Genomic DNA, 15,366 nt, shown 5'->3' on the forward strand with positions numbered 1-15,366 from the left:
ACTCAAAACAGCCGAACGAGCAGCGCTCCGGCCAGCAGAAGCACCGCGCCGGCGACGCGGCCGAGCGAGATTTCACGCACGGCGACCCCAAGGAAGCCGACGCGGTCGATGAGCATACCCGCGAGCAGCTGGCCGGCCACCAGGAACGCCATCAGGGCGGCCGCGCCGATGCGCGGCGTCAGGATCGTCGAAAGCGTGACATAGAAGCCGCCAAGCATGCCGCCGGCGACAAACAACCAGGGCGCGGGCGCCTTCCAGTCGAGCGAGATGCCTTGCAGCTTCACCACCGTGACGGAGATGATGCCAAGCACGATCGCGCCCGACAGGAACGAAAACGCTGCCGCCGCGACCGGGAGACCCAAGCCGCGCGCAAGCTGCGAATTGATCGGCGCCTGGATGGCAATGAAGGCGCCGGACAGGATGCCGAGAAGCGACCAGACGACGCCCATCATTGTCGTTTGTCCTTACTTGACGTCGGCCGCGACCTTTAGGGACACGATCTTGTCGGGATCCTGCACCGGCTCGCCGCGCTTGATCTTGTCGACATTGTCCATGCCCTCGATGACCTGGCCCCAGACCGTGTACTGGCGGTTGAGGAACGCGGCGTCGTCGAAGCAGATGAAGAACTGCGAATTGGCCGAGTTCGGGTTCTGCGAACGAGCCATCGAGCAGGTGCCGCGGCCGTGGTTCGCGTTGGAGAACTCGGCCTTCAGGTCAGGCTTTTCCGAGCCGCCCATGCCGGCGCGAGACGGCGCGAAGCTGGGCTTGCTGGAATTGCCGAATTTCACGTCGCCGGTCTGCGCCATGAAGCCTTCGATGACGCGGTGGAAGACGACGCCGTCATAGGCGCCTTCACGCGCCAATTCCTTGATGCGGGCGACATGGCCAGGAGCCAAATCGGGAAACAGTTCGATGACGACCTTGCCCTTGGTCGTTTCCATGATGAGCGCGTTCTCACGGTCCTTGATCTCAGCCATGTCAGATATCCTTTTGTAAAATTGGAACTATTTGTCGGCGGCGACGCGCACTTTGATCATCCGGTCGGGATCGGTGACCGTGCCATTGTCCGCCTCGTCGCCCTTCTTGATCTTGTCCACCAGGTCCATGCCGCTGACGACATTGCCGACAATCGTATACTGGCCATCGAGCGGCGGCGCCGGTGCGAACATGATGAAGAACTGCGAATTGGCGGAGTTCGGATCCTGCGAACGGGCCATGCCGACCACGCCGCGCTTGTAATGCTCGGCCTGCGAGAACTCGGCAGGCAGGTCGGGCAGGTCGGAGCCGCCGGTGCCGACGGCCTGGGCATTGAAACCCTTATTCATGTTGCCGAACTTGACGTCGCCGGTCTGCGCCATGAAGCCGTCGATGACACGGTGGAATGCGACATTGTCGTAGGCATGGTCACGCACCAGCTTCTTGATCTGCGCGACATGCTTGGGCGCCAGATCGGGGCGCAGCGCGATGGTCACGTCGCCATCTTTCAGCGTGATGATCATCGTGTTTTCCGGATCTGCGGCATAGGCCGAGACCGATGCGGTCACGAGACCGGCGAGCACAACAAGGAATGAGGCGAGCCTTTTGAGCTGCATGAGGGTTCTCCGAGCTTATTTCGCGAATTTTGCGGTGAGCGCGCCGGCCACGGCCGCCGGCACGAAGGGGCGGATGTCGCCGCCCATCGAGGCTATCTGGCGCACAAGTGTGGCGGTAATGGTGCGCACCGACGGGCTGGCGGGCAGGAAAACCGTCTGCAATTCAGGCGCCATGGTTTCGTTCATGCCGGCCATCTGCATTTCGTAGTCGAGGTCGGTGCCGTCGCGCAGACCGCGGATCATGATCGAGGCGCCTTCTCTCCTGGCCGCATCGATCACCAGCCCATCGAAGGCAACCACCTTGATGCGGGCGCCATCGCGGCCGAATTCGGCCTTCGCGGCGGCTTCGATCAACTGCACCCGATCCTCGAACGAAAACAGCGGCTTCTTGCCCGGATGAATGCCGATCGCGGCATAAACAATGTCGGCAACCGCCAGCGACGCTTTCAGCACATCGAGATGGCCGTTGGTCAGCGGGTCGAAGGAGCCGGCATAAAGGGCGATGCGTTCGGTCATGGCGGAGCTTCTAGCGAGCCTCTATCACAAAGGCAAATCCGATTGGCAGGCGGCCCATGAACCTTTTCCGGCGCATGAACGACAGATGAACACGCTGATCACGAAGCCTTCACGCAGCGTTCACTAGGCTGCACCCTTAATAAGATGAAACCAAAGTCCCATATATCCGTTGTAAGGCGCAGGAGAACACGCACATGCTGATCTACATGCTCGCCACCGCAATGACCGTCGCCATGCTGATCGCCACAGTATTCGGGCTGCATCAGGAAGCACAGCGCATCCGCGTCAAGGCCACCACCAAGCGCTTCGAAGGCTTTGGCCTGCGCAAGCCGTATCGCCACTACTAAGACAGTCCGCAACGCTGCCGCGCCGGCCGACAGGCCGGCGTTGCTATGTCAAACGTACCAGGAACTATTCGGCGTTGTCCGGACCGCTGTCATTCGAATCCGGCCCCGCGCCACCCTCGACGGCCTCTTCCACTTCCTCGTCCGATTGCGGCTCCGAAATCCGCTCGACCGAAACCACCTTTTCACCTTCAGCCGTGTTGAAGATGGTCACGCCCTTGGTGGCGCGGCTAGCGAAACGGATGCCGTTAACGGGTACCCGGATGACGGTGCCGCCATCCGACACCAGCATGATCTGATCGTCATTGCCGACCGGGAAGGTTGCCACCAGCTGGCCGATTTCGGCTGCCTTGGACACGTCGGTGGCACGGATCCCCTTGCCGCCTCGGCCGGTCAGGCGGAAGTCGTAGGACGACGAGCGCTTGCCGTATCCATATTCGGTCACCGTCAGCACGTACTGCTCATGCGCCTTGAGGAATTCGTAGCGGTCGTCTGGAAGCTCGGTCTCCTCGCCGATCTCCTCATTGGTGAGCGCGATCTCTTCTTCCTCTCCGGCTGTCTCGGCGGCAAGCCGCCGCTCCGACGCCGCCCGCTTGAGGTAAGCGGCGCGTTCCGCCGGTGAAGCATTGACATGCTCGATCACCGACATGGAGATGATGCGGTCGGTTTCAGCCATGGTTATGCCGCGAACGCCGACGGAATTGCGGCTCTGGAAGACGCGCACGTCGCCGACGGAGAAGCGAATGCACTGGCCCGAATTCGCCGTCAGAAGCACGTCGTCATTGTCGGTGCAGGTCTCGACGCCGAGAATTTCGTCGCCCTCCTCCTCCAGCTTCATGGCGATCTTGCCGTTGCGATTGACCTGGACGAAGTCGGACAATTTGTTGCGGCGCACGGTGCCGCGCGTCGTGGCGAACATCACGTCGAGATCGCCCCAGCTCGTCTCGTCCTCGGGCAGCGGCATGATGGTGGTGATGCGCTCGCCCTGCTCCAGCGGCAGCATGTTGATCAGCGCCTTGCCGCGTGACTGCGGGTTGCCGATCGGCAGCCGCCAGACCTTTTCCTTGTAGACGATGCCGCGCGAGGAGAAGAACAGCACCGGCGTGTGGGTGTTGGCCACGAACAGCCGGGTGACGAAATCCTCTTCCTTGGTCGACATGCCGGAGCGGCCCTTGCCGCCGCGGCGCTGCGCCCGATAGAGCGACAGCGGCACGCGCTTGATGTAGCCGGAATGGCTCACCGTCACGACCATGTCCTCGCGCTGGATCAGATCCTCATCTTCCATGTCCGCGCCGCCATCGGTGAGCTCGGTGCGGCGTGGCGTGCCGAATTCGTCGCGCACGGCGGCGAGCTCGTCCTTGACGATCTGCTGGATGCGCGCGCGCGACGACAGAATGTCGAGGTAGTCCTTGATCTCGTCGCCGATCGTATTCAACTCATCGGCGATTTCGTCGCGGCCAAGCGCGGTCAGGCGCTGCAGGCGCAGTTCGAGGATAGCGCGCGCCTGTTCCTCGGACAGATTGTAGGTGCCGTCCTCGTTGATACGATGGCGCGGATCGTCGATCAGGAGGATCAGCGATTCAACATCGCCCGAGGGCCAGCGCCGCTCCATCAACTGCTCGCGCGCCGTCTGCGGGTCCGCCGCGGTACGGATCAGCTTGATGACCTCGTCGATGTTGGCGACGGCGATGGCCAGGCCAACCAGCACATGGGCGCGGTCCCGCGCCTTGCGCAGCAGGAACTTCGTCCGCCGGCTGATCACCTCCTCGCGGAAGGTGACGAACGCCTTCAGCATGTCGGTCAGGTTCAGCAGTTCCGGCTTGCCGCCGTTCAGAGCCACCATATTGGCGCCGAAAGAGGTCTGCAGCGGCGTGAACCGGTAGAGCTGGTTGAGGACGACGTCGGCAACGGCGTCACGCTTGAGCTCGATGACGACGCGATAACCCTGGCGGTCGCTTTCGTCGCGGATATCGGAAATGCCCTCGACGCGCTTGTCGCGCACCAGTTCGGCCATCTTCTCGATCATCGAGGCCTTGTTCACCTGGTAGGGAACCTCGGTGATGATGATCGATTCGCGGTCATTGCCGCGCTGCTCTATGTTGACCTTGCCGCGCATGACGATGGAGCCGCGGCCGGTGGAATAGGCGCTGTAGATGCCGGAACGGCCAAGCACGATGCCGCCGGTCGGGAAATCGGGGCCCGGAATGATCTCCATCAGCGCCGGCAGGTCGATCGCCGGATTGTCGATGACGGCAATAGCGGCGTTGCAGACTTCACCGAGATTGTGCGGCGGGATGTTGGTGGCCATGCCGACGGCAATGCCGCCCGAACCGTTGACCAGCAGATTGGGAAAGCGCGCCGGCAGAACCTTAGGCTCGGTGTCCGAAGCATCATAAGTGTCCTGGAAATCGACGGTATCCTTGTCGATGTCCTCCAACAGCTCGTGCGCGACCTTGGTCAGGCGCGATTCGGTGTAGCGCATCGCCGCCGGCGGATCGCCGTCGATCGAACCGAAATTGCCCTGCCCGTCGATCAGCGGCACGCGCAACGACCAGTCCTGCGCCATGCGCACCAGGGCGTCATAGATCGAGGCGTCGCCATGCGGATGGTATTTACCCATCACGTCGGCGACGGGGCGCGCCGATTTCACATATTTGCGGTTCCAGTGATAGCCGCTCTCATGGGCGGCATAGAGGATGCGACGGTGCACCGGCTTCAGGCCGTCGCGCACATCGGGCAGCGCACGACTGACGATCACGCTCATGGCGTAATCGAGATAGGAGCGCTGCATCTCCTCGATGATGGATATCGGCTCGATGCCGCTAGGGCCGCCGTCTGTGCCGCGCGGTGTCTTCTGGTCGGTCAAATCGGATCACAATCTAATCAGGAATCACTCGCTGCTTATATAGGAAGCGAGGCCGAAACTCCAATGTCCGGGGCACTTTTCCAGTGTCAATTTTAGCGGTAATTTCAAGTGGATACCACTGATTGCGACGATATGGCCACGACCCTTTCGCCGCCAGCAAGGCAAAAGCCGGCAATGGACCGTTTTCCCCAGACGAACGCCCCGAGCGCGATCAATTGGAGCTCCTGGCAACTTTTCAGCGGCTGCCAACGCGCCCGGACCGATACCGGCCAGGCGTTTCGCCCATGACGCGCCGAAACCGGCGGTTGAAAGTCGACAGATCGTTGAAGCCGGCTTCGAAAGCAATTGCCGAGATGGCATCGTTGGACGTGCGCAATCGCACCGCCGCGCGATGCAATCGGGTCCTGAGCAGGTACTGATAGGGCGTCATGCCGGCAACCTGCCGGAAGGTGCGCAGGAAATGATAGGGACTGGTCGCGGTCTCATCCGCCAACGCTGGAAGCGAGACCGGTCCGTCGGCATCCAGTTCGATCCGCCTCACCGCCTCGGCAACCCTTTTCTGGTCGCGGCGGCTTGGATCGCGACTGGCGTGCCTTGCGCCTGAGATTGTCGCCACGGCGGCACCGGCGATGCGTAGGGCAAGTTCCTCGAAGGCGCCTGCGTCGGCCATGTCGCGCGCGGCTTCCGCCTCGGCCAGCAGCGGTGCGATGGCGGGTAACGGCGGCAGGCGGGGCGTCTCGAAGGTGAGCTTCCCAGCGCCCGGTACGTCGGCGACGATCCGGTCCATATAGGCCGGCCCGAAATGGAAGGAGAGGCAACGGTCGCCGCTGCCATGCTCGTGCCCGCATTCGTAGCATGTGCCGGAATTGCCAAGCAGGAGGCTGCCTGGCGCGAGCATTGCGGTGCCTTGCTGTGCGCGATAGCGGAAGGTGCCACTGGTGACCGCCGCGACGCAAAAATCCCGATGGACTTCCTCGAACGGTCGGTCGCCGGCGCTGGCCGTGCAGATCACATCCGCTACGTGCCAGCCAGGTCCGGATGCAAGGGTGTTCGCGGTCGCCGTCATGGCTGAAATATAGCAATTTTTCCCAAGCCCAAAACCCCGCCGGCACCTATTGCTCGCGGTCTCCTGACAAGAAGAGATCGCAGCCATGCCCGGCCAATCCACATTTGCCGAAGCCTTGCACAGTCCCGGACCGATCCAAGGGCTTGCCGAAAAACTGAGCCTTTACGGCCGCTTCGTCGGTGCGTGGACGTTTGACGCCGCGCGCCATCTCGAGGACGGCACGGTGCTGACCGGACGCGGCGAGGTGCACTTCGGCTGGGCGCTGGAAGGCCGCGCCATCCAGGACGTCTGGATCCTGCCCGCGCGTGACGCCGGCCCCTCGCCATCGCTTGGCAAATGGACCTTTTACGGCACGACGCTGCGGGTCTATGACCCTGGAGTCGATGCCTGGCACATCTTCTGGAGCGACCCGCGCAACCAGTATTTCAGCCGCCAGCTCGGCCGCGCCGAAGGCGACACGATCGTGCAGGTCGGCGCCGACGGCACTGGTTCCTCGGTACGCTGGAGCTTTTCGCGCATCACCGAGAATTCCTTCCGATGGCTCGGCGAGCGCTCGCATGACGGCGCCGACTGGCACCTCGAAGTCGAGTTCCTGGCGCGTCGTCAATCTGAAAGATGACACCACAACCCTTTGTGACAATGGAGAAAACCATGTTCGATCATATCTCGATCGGCGTTCGCGACGTCGCTGCCTCCAAACGTTTCTACGATGCCGCGCTGAGGCCGCTCGGCTTCACTTGCGTCAGCCAATCGCCGGGTTCGCTCGGCTATGGTGTCCAGGCTGTCGCGCCCCAGGCTGTCGCGCTGTGGGTCAACGAGGCGGCGCGCCCGGTGCCGGCGGACGAAAGATCCGGCCTGCATTTCTGCTTCGCCGCGCCGACACGGGATAGCGTCGGTGCCTTTCATGCCGGGGCGTTGCGCGAAGGCGGCAGCGACAATGGCGGACCGGGCCTGCGCGCCGACTATGGCGAGAACTATTACGCGGCCTTCGTTGTCGATCCGGACGGCTATCGCCTGGAGGCCTATTGCGGCGCTGCCGCCTAACCTGCGGTTCTGACTGTTCCCACCGACCGGGCTTTGCTCTACCAATGTGGGTACGGGCTTGGCCCGGCGGGAGGGTCAGCGATGCCGAGTTTCGACAGCCTGTTCAATGCCTTCGTCACCATTCTCGTGACCATCGATCCGCCTGGGCTGGCGCCTCTGTTCCTCGCCGTGACGCGCGGCATGAACCGCGAGGAGCGCAGCCAGGTTTCCGTGCGCGCCTCGGTCATCGGTTTTCTGGTGATGGCGCTGTTTGCGGTGGCCGGCGCATCGATCCTGTCGGTGTTCGGCATCACCTTGCCGGCGTTCCGTGTCGCCGGCGGATTCCTGCTGTTCTTCATCGCCTTTGAAATGGTGTTCGAGCGCCGACAGGACCGCAAGGAAAAGATCGGCGACGTCGCCATCACCAAGGACATGATCCACAACATCGCCGCCTTCCCCCTGGCGATCCCGCTGATCGCCGGCCCCGGCGCGATTTCAGCGACGGTGCTGCTCTCCGGCTCGTTTCAGGGTTTTGCGGCGCAGGCGGCCCTGGTCGGCATCATCCTTGTCTGCCTCGTCATAACCTATCTGGTGTTCGTGCTGTCGGAACGCATCGACCGCATCCTCGGCCAGACCGGCCGCTCGATCCTGACCCGCCTGCTCGGGGTTATCCTGGCGGCACTGGCCGTGCAGTTCGTGGCAGATGGCATCAAGGCGCTGATGGCCTCGTAGGCCGCTTATTTTGCGGTCGTATCGATGACTTCAAAGTCGTGGGTAATCGTCGCGGTCTTGGCCATCATGGCGGAGGCCGAGCAGTATTTTTCGATTGAAAGGTCGATTGCCCGCTTGACCTTGTCGCTGGACAGCGCCCGGCCCTTGACGATGAAATGCATATGGATGCGGGTAAACACTTTGGGATCGGTTTCGGAGCGGTCGGAATCGAGCTCGACCACGCAATCCTCGACGGCCTCGCGCCCCTTTTCGAGGATATGGACGACATCATAGGCCGAGCAGCCGCCGGTGCCGATCAGCACCAGCTCCATCGGGCTCGGTCCCGGCGTCTTGCCTTCCGGGCCTGACGCCGTGCCCAGCACGACCTTGTGGCCGCTGCCGGACTCGCCGACGAAGGTGCGCTCCTCGACCCATTTTACCCGTGCCTTCATCGCCAGTCCTCTTACGTCTCTGATCGCGCCAACGTCAGCTCAAACCACCATGCAAAACCCCGAAAGTCCATGCGGACCCTCGGGGCATATCAAGTAAAGGCATTCGCTATTTGGTGCGGCTTTCGATCAGAACGGAATTTCGTCGTCCAGTTCGCGCGACGAACCACCGCCACCGCCGCCCCTGGGAGCGTTGCCGCCACCGCGGTTGAACCCTTCGTTCGGGCTCGACTGGCCGAAATCGGAACCACGGCTGCTGCCGCCACCGCTGTAGCCGCCAACCTGACCGCCCTCACCCTGGCCACGAGCGTCGAGCATCTGCAACTCGCCACGGAATTTCTGCAGCACGACTTCGGTCGTGTATTTGTCGGCACCGGTCTGGTCCTGCCATTTGCGCGTCTGCAGCTGGCCCTCGACATAAACCTTCATGCCCTTCTTCAGATACTGCTCCGCCACCTTGGCGATGCCCTCATTGAAGATGACGACGTTATGCCACTCGGTCTTTTCCTTGCGCTCGCCGGAATTCTTGTCGCGCCAGCTTTCCGACGTCGCGATGCGAATGTTGACGACCGGCTCGCCCGAGTTCAGGCGGCGGATTTCAGGGTCAGCGCCGAGATTGCCGACCAGAATGACCTTGTTGACGCTACCCGCCATGATATTTCTCCGCGCTATCCGAAACAAATTTTTGTCGCAGCACCTTACAGGCTACGCACGTCAGCCGCTTGCCAAGGCTGGCTTTTCCCACAAGGTTTTTGTTCCCTTTTCGTTCCTATATGCACTGCGGCCAATTGTCAAGGAATGGCAGCAATGCCGGAACGCCGCATATGGGTCTCAAAACAGCGCTTGCCAAATCGATAAGTATCGACTTATGCTTTTGTCATGATCGAAGCAGAGATTTTCCGCGCCTTGGCCGACCCGACACGCCGCGCCGTCTTTGAGCGTCTCGCCACAAGCGAGATGAGCGTGTCGGAATTGCGCAGCGGCCTGACGGTGTCGCAACCGGCGGTGTCGCAGCATCTGGCGGTGCTGCGGGGCGCCGGCCTCGTGGTCGAGCGGCGGGCCGGCCGCAACGCCTATTATCGTGCGGATCCGCAGGGGCTTGCCCCGCTGCTCTCATGGATCGAACGCTACCGTACCTTCTGGCCGGAGCGCATCGAAAGGCTGAAGACGGTTTTGAAGGACATGGATCAATGAACAGCCAAAGCGAAGTCTCTCCCGATGCGATTGAGTTCGAATGCGATCTTGCCGAGCCGCCGGAAAAGGTTTGGCGGGCGCTGACCGTGCCGGAACTGCTCGCCGCCTGGATGATGCCCAACGACATCAGACCGCAGACCGGCAGCCGCTTTGCCTTCGCCGGTCAAGACGCGGCGATCGAATGCGAGATTCTCGATGCCGAGCCCGAACGCCTGCTGCGCTATTCCTGGCGCGAGCGGTCGGACGATGCCGCGCACCCACTCGACAGCACCGTCACCTTCACACTCGCCCGAACCATTTCCGGCGGCACGCATCTGCGCATCGTCCATGACGGCTTTGCTCGCAAGGCGATGCCGGCCGTGGCCATGGCGGGGGCAGGCTGCCGGCTTTCGCTGCACGGGACCGGCACGCCTCTAGCCGCGAACACCCCACGCCTTCTGCTGCTGCACGCGGCTTGAACACGGAAAATTGGAGACAGAAAAATGGGCGGTGTTGCCAGTCTTGTGCCGATGGTAATCGAGCAATCGAGCCGCGGCGAACGCGCATTCGACATTTTTTCGCGGCTGCTGCGCGAGCGCATCGTCTTCGTCAACGGGGAGATTAACGATGACGTCTCGGCGCTGGTCTGCGCGCAGCTTTTGTCGCTGGAGTCGGACAATCCCGAGAAGGAGATCTCGCTCTACATCAACTCGCCCGGCGGCATGGTGACCAGCGGCTTCGCCATCTACGACACCATGCAGTATATCAGCTGCCCGGTGTCGACCGTATGCATGGGCTTTGCCGCGTCGATGGGATCGTTCCTGCTGATGGCGGGCACCGCCGGGCGCCGCATCGCACTACCCAACGCCACCATCCTGCTACATCAGCCGCTGGGCGGCTTCCAGGGCCAGGCTTCCGACATCCAGCGGCACGCCGAACGCATCGGCCAGACCAAACGCCACATGACCGAACTCTACGCCCAGCATTGCGGCCGCAGCTATGAAGACGTCGAGCGCACGCTCGACCGCGACCATTTCATGACCGCCCGCGAGGCCCAGGCCTGGGGCATCGTCGACCATGTGTTCGACACCCGCAAAAAGGCTGCGTAAGACCAGAGTGAGGTCAAATCCTGCTGCTTGTCGAAGATTTGACGATCCCGCTCTGGCTCCGGTGGCGGCAGGCCCCTATAACAAGGGATGACCGACACTCATCGATCAAGAACATCGCACCGTGTCACGGCCGCCATGGTGCTTGCCATCGTCGGCCTTGTGTCCAGGTCGGCACTTGCCGACGAGGCCTCGTCGTCGGTTCGGAAAGGCGCCCTGCCCGGCGTAACCGGCGACTATCGCATCGCAAAGCCCGCCCCGGTGCCCGAACCCGACGACGCGTTCCCCAGCAGCGGCAACGGGCAGTTCAAGATCGGCAATACCGATGTCAGGATTTCCGGCAGCATCACCGTCGATGTCGGAGTTGGCGGGACCAAGCCACCCAGATAGGCAAAGATCGGGCCTTCCAACTGGAGCCCGCCAAAAGAACAGCCCCGCCGTGCCTTGGGCAAACGGACGGGGCTTTTCTGGATCTCAAATCCATTTTTGCCGGGAGTGTACTGCCGGCGTTTGATTTCGGATGCTTCGCGGCATTCAGCCGACGATCCGACTAGCAGTCTCTGATTTTCAGGGATACGGCAGGTCACGGTTTGTCGGGTGGCGCAAACGCCTGCCCTTGGCACTTATGCCTGCCGCGGCTCCAGTAACAACTGAAGCCCTGGGGGACTATCCGGTGGCGTCATGCTCCGCTCCTCTTGTCCGTTGCGACATTGTCATCGTGAAGCGCAAATCGCAAATGCCTGCGGCGTCTCGCAGGCCGCCTTGGGGCGGCGAGGCCATCGATAGACGGCCGGCTTCGCTGACTTCGCAAGACTGCTCCCGTGAGTTGGCCGCGTCAACCATCAACAGCCGGTTACGGAAAAATGTGATCGCCGGGAGCTTACGTTCGGGTCAGCTTCCGCACAGCTTTGTCAGGAGCGTGTTCGGCCTTTGTTCTTTCCGCTTGCCCCCTCGCGCGAAAGGCGGTTAAACGACTTCTGTCGAGAATTGTGGCGTCTCTCGACGTGGCGGCAAAAATAACTACATAGGGAATGGCCGGGGAAACCCGCCGATCCCACAAATTCCAGATCTGAGGCGGCGACCTGACATGGCCGACCATAAATATCTTTCCATTCGCGGGGCGCGCGAACACAATCTGAAGAATGTCGATCTCGACCTGCCGCGTGACAGCCTGATCGTCATGACCGGCCTGTCGGGCTCCGGCAAATCGTCGCTTGCTTTCGACACCATCTATGCAGAAGGCCAGCGCCGCTATGTCGAGAGCCTCTCGGCCTATGCCCGGCAATTCCTCGAAATGATGCAGAAGCCGGACGTCGACCAGATCGACGGCCTGTCGCCGGCCATCTCGATCGAGCAGAAGACCACGTCGAAGAACCCGCGTTCGACGGTCGGTACCGTCACCGAGATCTACGACTATATGCGCCTTCTGTTTGCCCGCGTCGGCGTGCCCTATTCGCCGGCCACCGGCCTGCCGATCGAGAGCCAGACGGTCAGCCAGATGGTCGACCGGGTGCTGGCCGTCGAGGAAGGCACGCGCCTGTTCCTGCTGGCGCCCATCGTGCGCGGCCGCAAGGGCGAATATCGCAAGGAACTGCTGGAGTTGCAGAAGAAGGGCTTTCAGCGCGTCAAGGTCGACGGCGTCTTCTATGAAATCGCCGATGTGCCGGCGCTGGACAAGAAATACAAGCACGACATCGACGTCGTCGTCGACCGCATCGTCGTTCGCGGCGACCTTGCCACAAGGCTTGCCGACTCCATCGAGACGGCGCTGAAGCTGGCCGAGGGGCTGGCAGTGGCCGAGTTCGCCGACAGGCCGCTCGATGCCAGCCAGACTGGCGAGGATTCGGTCAACAAGTCGAAGAACGAGACGCATGAGCGCATCCTGTTCTCGGAAAAGTTCGCCTGCCCGGTTTCCGGCTTCACCATTCCGGAAATCGAGCCCAGGCTGTTCTCCTTCAACAACCCGTTTGGCGCCTGCCCGACCTGCGACGGTCTCGGCAGCCAGCGCGCCATCGACCCCAACCTCGTGGTGCCGGACGAGAACGTGTCGCTGCGCGACGGCGCCGTCAGCCCATGGGCGAAATCGACCTCGCCCTATTACTCGCAGACGCTCGAGGCATTGGGCAAGGCGTACGACTTCAAGCTCGGCGACAAGTTCAAGGATCTTTCAGCGCAAGCCCAGGAAGCGATCCTGCGCGGCACCGGCGAGCGCGAGATCACCTTCCAGTATGATGACGGCCTGCGCTCCTACAAGACGACCAAGACCTTCGAAGGCGTCATCCCCAATCTCGAACGGCGCTGGAAGGAGACCGAATCCGCCTGGATGCGCGAGGAGATCGAGCGTTTCATGTCGGCAACGCCCTGCCCGGTCTGCAAGGGCTACCGGCTGAAGCCGGAGGCGCTGGCGGTGAAGATCGCCGGCAAGCACATTGGCGAAGTGACGGAACAGTCGATCCGCAACGCCGACAAATGGTTCACCGACCTGCCGGCGCAGCTCAACGACAAGCAGAACGAGATCGCTGTCCGCGTCCTGAAAGAAATCCGCGAGCGTCTGCGCTTCCTCAACGATGTCGGGCTCGACTATCTCACCTTGTCGCGCAATTCCGGCACGCTGTCGGGTGGCGAAAGCCAGCGCATCCGGCTGGCCTCGCAGATCGGCTCAGGCCTGACCGGCGTGCTCTACGTGCTGGACGAGCCGTCGATCGGCCTGCACCAGCGCGACAATACCCGCCTGCTCGACACGCTCAAGCACCTGCGCGACATCGGCAACACCGTGATCGTCGTCGAGCATGACGAGGACGCCATCCTGCATGCCGACTATGTCGTCGATATGGGTCCGGCCGCCGGCATCCATGGCGGCGAGATCATCGCCCAGGGCACGCCGCAGCAGGTGATGGCCAATCCCAATTCGATCACCGGCAAATATCTGTCGGGCGCGCTCGAAGTGGCAACGCCCGGCGTGCGCCGCGAGGCGAAGAAAAACCGGCGGCTGAAGATCGTCGGCGCGCGCGGCAACAATCTGAAGAACGTCACCGCCGAAATCCCGCTCGGCACCTTCACCGCCGTCACCGGCGTATCGGGCGGCGGCAAGTCGACCTTCCTGATCGAGACGCTGTTCAAGGCGGCCTCGCGCCGCATCATGGGCTCGCGCGAACATCCGGCCGAGCATGACCGCATCGAGGGATTGGAGTTCCTCGACAAGGTCATCGACATCGACCAGTCGCCGATCGGCCGCACGCCGCGTTCGAACCCCGCCACCTATACCGGCGCCTTCACGCCGATCCGCGACTGGTTCGCCGGGCTACCGGAAGCGAAGGCGCGCGGCTATCAGCCCGGCCGTTTCTCCTTCAACGTCAAGGGCGGCCGCTGCGAGGCCTGCCAAGGCGACGGCGTCATCAAGATCGAGATGCACTTTTTGCCCGACGTCTACGTCACCTGCGACGTCTGTCACGGCAAGCGCTACAACAGGGAGACGCTCGACGTGCTGTTCAAGGGCAAGTCGATCGCCGACGTGCTCGACATGACCGTCGAGGAAGGCGTCGATTTCTTCGCCGCCGTACCCGGCGTACGCGACAAGCTGGAGACGCTGAAGCAGGTCGGCCTTGGTTACATCCATATCGGCCAGCAGGCGACGACGCTGTCCGGCGGTGAAGCGCAGCGCATCAAGCTCGCCAAGGAACTGTCGCGCAAGGCGACCGGCAAGACGCTCTACATCCTCGACGAACCGACCACCGGTCTCCATTTCCATGACGTCGCCAAGCTATTGGAAGTGCTGCACGAACTGGTCGACCAAGGCAATACGGTGGTGGTCATCGAGCATAATCTCGAAGTGATAAAAACCGCAGACTGGGTGCTCGACCTCGGCCCCGAGGGCGGTGATGGCGGCGGCGAACTGGTCGCCTCGGGCACGCCGGAAGCGATCGTGCGCGAAAAGCGCAGCTACACCGGCCAGTTCCTGAAGGAACTGCTGGAGCGACGCCCCGGAGGCAAACGCGAAGCGGCGGAGTGAGGGGTAAGGATGATCTCATCACGGTCCAGAGCAGCTTTGGCATGAGGCTTGCCGGCCCTGAAGATCTCGCCGCGATCGTCGCGCTGACGCAAGCCGCCTACGCTCCCTACAATGCCATACTCGATGCACCGCCGATCCCGGTTACCGAGGACTACGCGCCGCGTATTGCCCAGGGCCAGGTCTGGCTGCTGGAGAGCGGCGATGAACTTGCCGGAGTGATCACGCTGGAGCGGCATGAAGATCACGCGATGATCTTCTCCGTCGCGGTGTCGCCTGCCTTCCAGGGCAAGGGGTTCGGTATTGCATTGCTGAAGCACGCTGACGAGCAGGCGCGGCAGTGGGGCCTGCCGGAGATACGGCTCTACACCAATGCGAAAATGGAACGAAACATCGCGCTCTATCTCGCTTACGGCTATCGCGAAACGGGTCGCCGGCCCAATCCCTACCGGCCAGGGTGGATACTCGTCGACATGGCCAAACCCGTCGACAACAGGTCCACCACGGCCTGATC

General features: G+C 62.4%; 18 protein-coding genes. 10 read left to right on the top strand and 8 right to left on the bottom strand.

The genetic code is table 11. The features are described from left to right. Positions 1 to 2: 2 nt before the first annotated feature. Genes FJ954_RS25645 through coaD form a run of 4 tightly spaced genes read right to left on the bottom strand, consistent with a single transcriptional unit; the run spans position 3 to position 2,108 of the window. Positions 3 to 452, bottom strand: coding sequence for a DMT family transporter (locus tag FJ954_RS25645; protein ID WP_015317721.1), 450 nt, complete (start codon positions 450 to 452; stop codon positions 3 to 5). A 12-nt stretch (positions 453 to 464) separates the two neighbouring features. Continuing rightward, entirely contained in the window at positions 465 to 977 is a 513-nt protein-coding gene (locus FJ954_RS25650) for a peptidylprolyl isomerase (RefSeq protein WP_015317720.1), read from the bottom strand. Between the two features lie 27 nt (positions 978 to 1,004). Next, positions 1,005 to 1,592 (bottom strand): peptidylprolyl isomerase, encoded by a 588-nt coding sequence (locus FJ954_RS25655; protein ID WP_015317719.1) that lies wholly within the window; start codon positions 1,590 to 1,592, stop codon positions 1,005 to 1,007. Between the two features lie 15 nt (positions 1,593 to 1,607). Continuing rightward, positions 1,608 to 2,108: a pantetheine-phosphate adenylyltransferase gene (coaD, locus tag FJ954_RS25660; RefSeq protein WP_015317718.1), complete on the bottom strand. Its 501-nt coding sequence runs from the start codon at positions 2,106 to 2,108 to the stop codon at positions 1,608 to 1,610. Between the two features lie 194 nt (positions 2,109 to 2,302). Between coaD and FJ954_RS25665 the strand changes: the two genes are divergently transcribed. Beyond that, positions 2,303 to 2,455 (top strand): hypothetical protein, encoded by a 153-nt coding sequence (locus FJ954_RS25665; RefSeq protein WP_015317717.1) that lies wholly within the window; start codon positions 2,303 to 2,305, stop codon positions 2,453 to 2,455. Positions 2,456 to 2,519: 64 nt separating this feature from the next. Here FJ954_RS25665 and gyrA read toward each other — a convergent pair whose 3' ends face one another. Continuing rightward, complete coding sequence (gene gyrA / locus FJ954_RS25670; RefSeq protein WP_015317716.1) at positions 2,520 to 5,318, bottom strand: DNA gyrase subunit A; 2,799 nt, start codon at positions 5,316 to 5,318, stop codon at positions 2,520 to 2,522. Between the two features lie 235 nt (positions 5,319 to 5,553). Next, a complete protein-coding gene (locus tag FJ954_RS25675) occupies positions 5,554 to 6,384 on the bottom strand; it encodes an AraC family transcriptional regulator (RefSeq protein ID WP_015317715.1) in 831 nt (276 codons plus the stop codon). Between the two features lie 85 nt (positions 6,385 to 6,469). Between FJ954_RS25675 and FJ954_RS25680 the strand changes: the two genes are divergently transcribed. From FJ954_RS25680 to FJ954_RS25690, 3 genes are all read left to right on the top strand, one after another. Then, positions 6,470 to 7,003, top strand: coding sequence for a hypothetical protein (locus FJ954_RS25680; RefSeq protein WP_015317714.1), 534 nt, complete (start codon positions 6,470 to 6,472; stop codon positions 7,001 to 7,003). A 32-nt stretch (positions 7,004 to 7,035) separates the two neighbouring features. After that, on the top strand, positions 7,036 to 7,428 hold the full coding sequence (locus FJ954_RS25685; protein WP_015317713.1) for a VOC family protein: 393 nt from the start codon (positions 7,036 to 7,038) through the stop codon (positions 7,426 to 7,428). Between the two features lie 81 nt (positions 7,429 to 7,509). Next, positions 7,510 to 8,139: a MarC family protein gene (locus FJ954_RS25690; protein WP_015317712.1), complete on the top strand. Its 630-nt coding sequence runs from the start codon at positions 7,510 to 7,512 to the stop codon at positions 8,137 to 8,139. Between the two features lie 5 nt (positions 8,140 to 8,144). On the opposite strand, the gene FJ954_RS25695 is transcribed toward FJ954_RS25690, so the two are convergent. Then, on the bottom strand, positions 8,145 to 8,570 hold the full coding sequence (locus FJ954_RS25695) for an OsmC family protein (RefSeq protein ID WP_015317711.1): 426 nt from the start codon (positions 8,568 to 8,570) through the stop codon (positions 8,145 to 8,147). 126 nt (positions 8,571 to 8,696) lie between these two features. Beyond that, positions 8,697 to 9,221: a single-stranded DNA-binding protein gene (locus FJ954_RS25700; RefSeq protein WP_023773877.1), complete on the bottom strand. Its 525-nt coding sequence runs from the start codon at positions 9,219 to 9,221 to the stop codon at positions 8,697 to 8,699. A 225-nt stretch (positions 9,222 to 9,446) separates the two neighbouring features. Between FJ954_RS25700 and FJ954_RS25705 the strand changes: the two genes are divergently transcribed. From FJ954_RS25705 to FJ954_RS25730, 6 genes are all read left to right on the top strand, one after another. Beyond that, positions 9,447 to 9,761: a metalloregulator ArsR/SmtB family transcription factor gene (locus FJ954_RS25705; protein WP_015317709.1), complete on the top strand. Its 315-nt coding sequence runs from the start codon at positions 9,447 to 9,449 to the stop codon at positions 9,759 to 9,761. Next, positions 9,758 to 10,219 carry an SRPBCC domain-containing protein gene (locus FJ954_RS25710; RefSeq protein ID WP_140664213.1) on the top strand — a complete coding sequence of 154 codons (462 nt, stop codon included), beginning with the start codon at positions 9,758 to 9,760 and terminating at the stop codon, positions 10,217 to 10,219. The genes FJ954_RS25705 and FJ954_RS25710 overlap by 4 nt, the downstream gene beginning before the upstream one ends. Before the next feature lie 24 nt (positions 10,220 to 10,243). Then, a complete protein-coding gene (locus FJ954_RS25715) occupies positions 10,244 to 10,849 on the top strand; it encodes an ATP-dependent Clp protease proteolytic subunit (protein WP_015317707.1) in 606 nt (201 codons plus the stop codon). A gap of 87 nt (positions 10,850 to 10,936) precedes the next feature. Then, positions 10,937 to 11,236 (top strand): hypothetical protein, encoded by a 300-nt coding sequence (locus FJ954_RS25720; protein ID WP_140664216.1) that lies wholly within the window; start codon positions 10,937 to 10,939, stop codon positions 11,234 to 11,236. A gap of 697 nt (positions 11,237 to 11,933) precedes the next feature. Then, entirely contained in the window at positions 11,934 to 14,855 is a 2,922-nt protein-coding gene (gene uvrA, locus FJ954_RS25725; RefSeq protein WP_140664219.1) for an excinuclease ABC subunit UvrA, read from the top strand. Between the two features lie 41 nt (positions 14,856 to 14,896). Further along, the gene (locus FJ954_RS25730; protein WP_140616514.1) at positions 14,897 to 15,364 is read left to right on the top strand and encodes a GNAT family N-acetyltransferase; all 468 of its coding nucleotides are present in this window, start codon (positions 14,897 to 14,899) and stop codon (positions 15,362 to 15,364) included. Positions 15,365 to 15,366: the final 2 nt, after the last annotated feature.

Origin of the sequence: Mesorhizobium sp. B2-3-15 (assembly GCF_006442875.1) — a bacterium.
Classification (GTDB): domain Bacteria; phylum Pseudomonadota; class Alphaproteobacteria; order Rhizobiales; family Rhizobiaceae; genus Mesorhizobium; species Mesorhizobium australicum.

Excerpts from the sequence above, each read along its gene's own strand:
- FJ954_RS25650 (WP_015317720.1), bottom strand. The coding sequence starts at position 977 with ATGGCTGAGATCAAGGACCGTGAGAACGCGCTCATCATGGAAACGACC.
- FJ954_RS25720 (WP_140664216.1), top strand. The coding sequence starts at position 10,937 with ATGACCGACACTCATCGATCAAGAACATCGCACCGTGTCACGGCCGCC.
- FJ954_RS25705 (WP_015317709.1), top strand. The coding sequence starts at position 9,447 with ATGATCGAAGCAGAGATTTTCCGCGCCTTGGCCGACCCGACACGCCGC.
- FJ954_RS25665 (WP_015317717.1), top strand. The coding sequence starts at position 2,303 with ATGCTGATCTACATGCTCGCCACCGCAATGACCGTCGCCATGCTGATC.
- FJ954_RS25680 (WP_015317714.1), top strand. The coding sequence starts at position 6,470 with ATGCCCGGCCAATCCACATTTGCCGAAGCCTTGCACAGTCCCGGACCG.
- coaD (WP_015317718.1), bottom strand. The coding sequence starts at position 2,108 with ATGACCGAACGCATCGCCCTTTATGCCGGCTCCTTCGACCCGCTGACC.
- FJ954_RS25695 (WP_015317711.1), bottom strand. The coding sequence starts at position 8,570 with ATGAAGGCACGGGTAAAATGGGTCGAGGAGCGCACCTTCGTCGGCGAG.
- FJ954_RS25715 (WP_015317707.1), top strand. The coding sequence starts at position 10,244 with ATGGGCGGTGTTGCCAGTCTTGTGCCGATGGTAATCGAGCAATCGAGC.
- FJ954_RS25655 (WP_015317719.1), bottom strand. The coding sequence starts at position 1,592 with ATGCAGCTCAAAAGGCTCGCCTCATTCCTTGTTGTGCTCGCCGGTCTC.
- FJ954_RS25675 (WP_015317715.1), bottom strand. The coding sequence starts at position 6,384 with ATGACGGCGACCGCGAACACCCTTGCATCCGGACCTGGCTGGCACGTA.
- FJ954_RS25700 (WP_023773877.1), bottom strand. The coding sequence starts at position 9,221 with ATGGCGGGTAGCGTCAACAAGGTCATTCTGGTCGGCAATCTCGGCGCT.
- FJ954_RS25690 (WP_015317712.1), top strand. The coding sequence starts at position 7,510 with ATGCCGAGTTTCGACAGCCTGTTCAATGCCTTCGTCACCATTCTCGTG.
- FJ954_RS25645 (WP_015317721.1), bottom strand. The coding sequence starts at position 452 with ATGATGGGCGTCGTCTGGTCGCTTCTCGGCATCCTGTCCGGCGCCTTC.
- FJ954_RS25710 (WP_140664213.1), top strand. The coding sequence starts at position 9,758 with ATGAACAGCCAAAGCGAAGTCTCTCCCGATGCGATTGAGTTCGAATGC.
- uvrA (WP_140664219.1), top strand. The coding sequence starts at position 11,934 with ATGGCCGACCATAAATATCTTTCCATTCGCGGGGCGCGCGAACACAAT.
- FJ954_RS25730 (WP_140616514.1), top strand. The coding sequence starts at position 14,897 with ATGAGGCTTGCCGGCCCTGAAGATCTCGCCGCGATCGTCGCGCTGACG.
- FJ954_RS25685 (WP_015317713.1), top strand. The coding sequence starts at position 7,036 with ATGTTCGATCATATCTCGATCGGCGTTCGCGACGTCGCTGCCTCCAAA.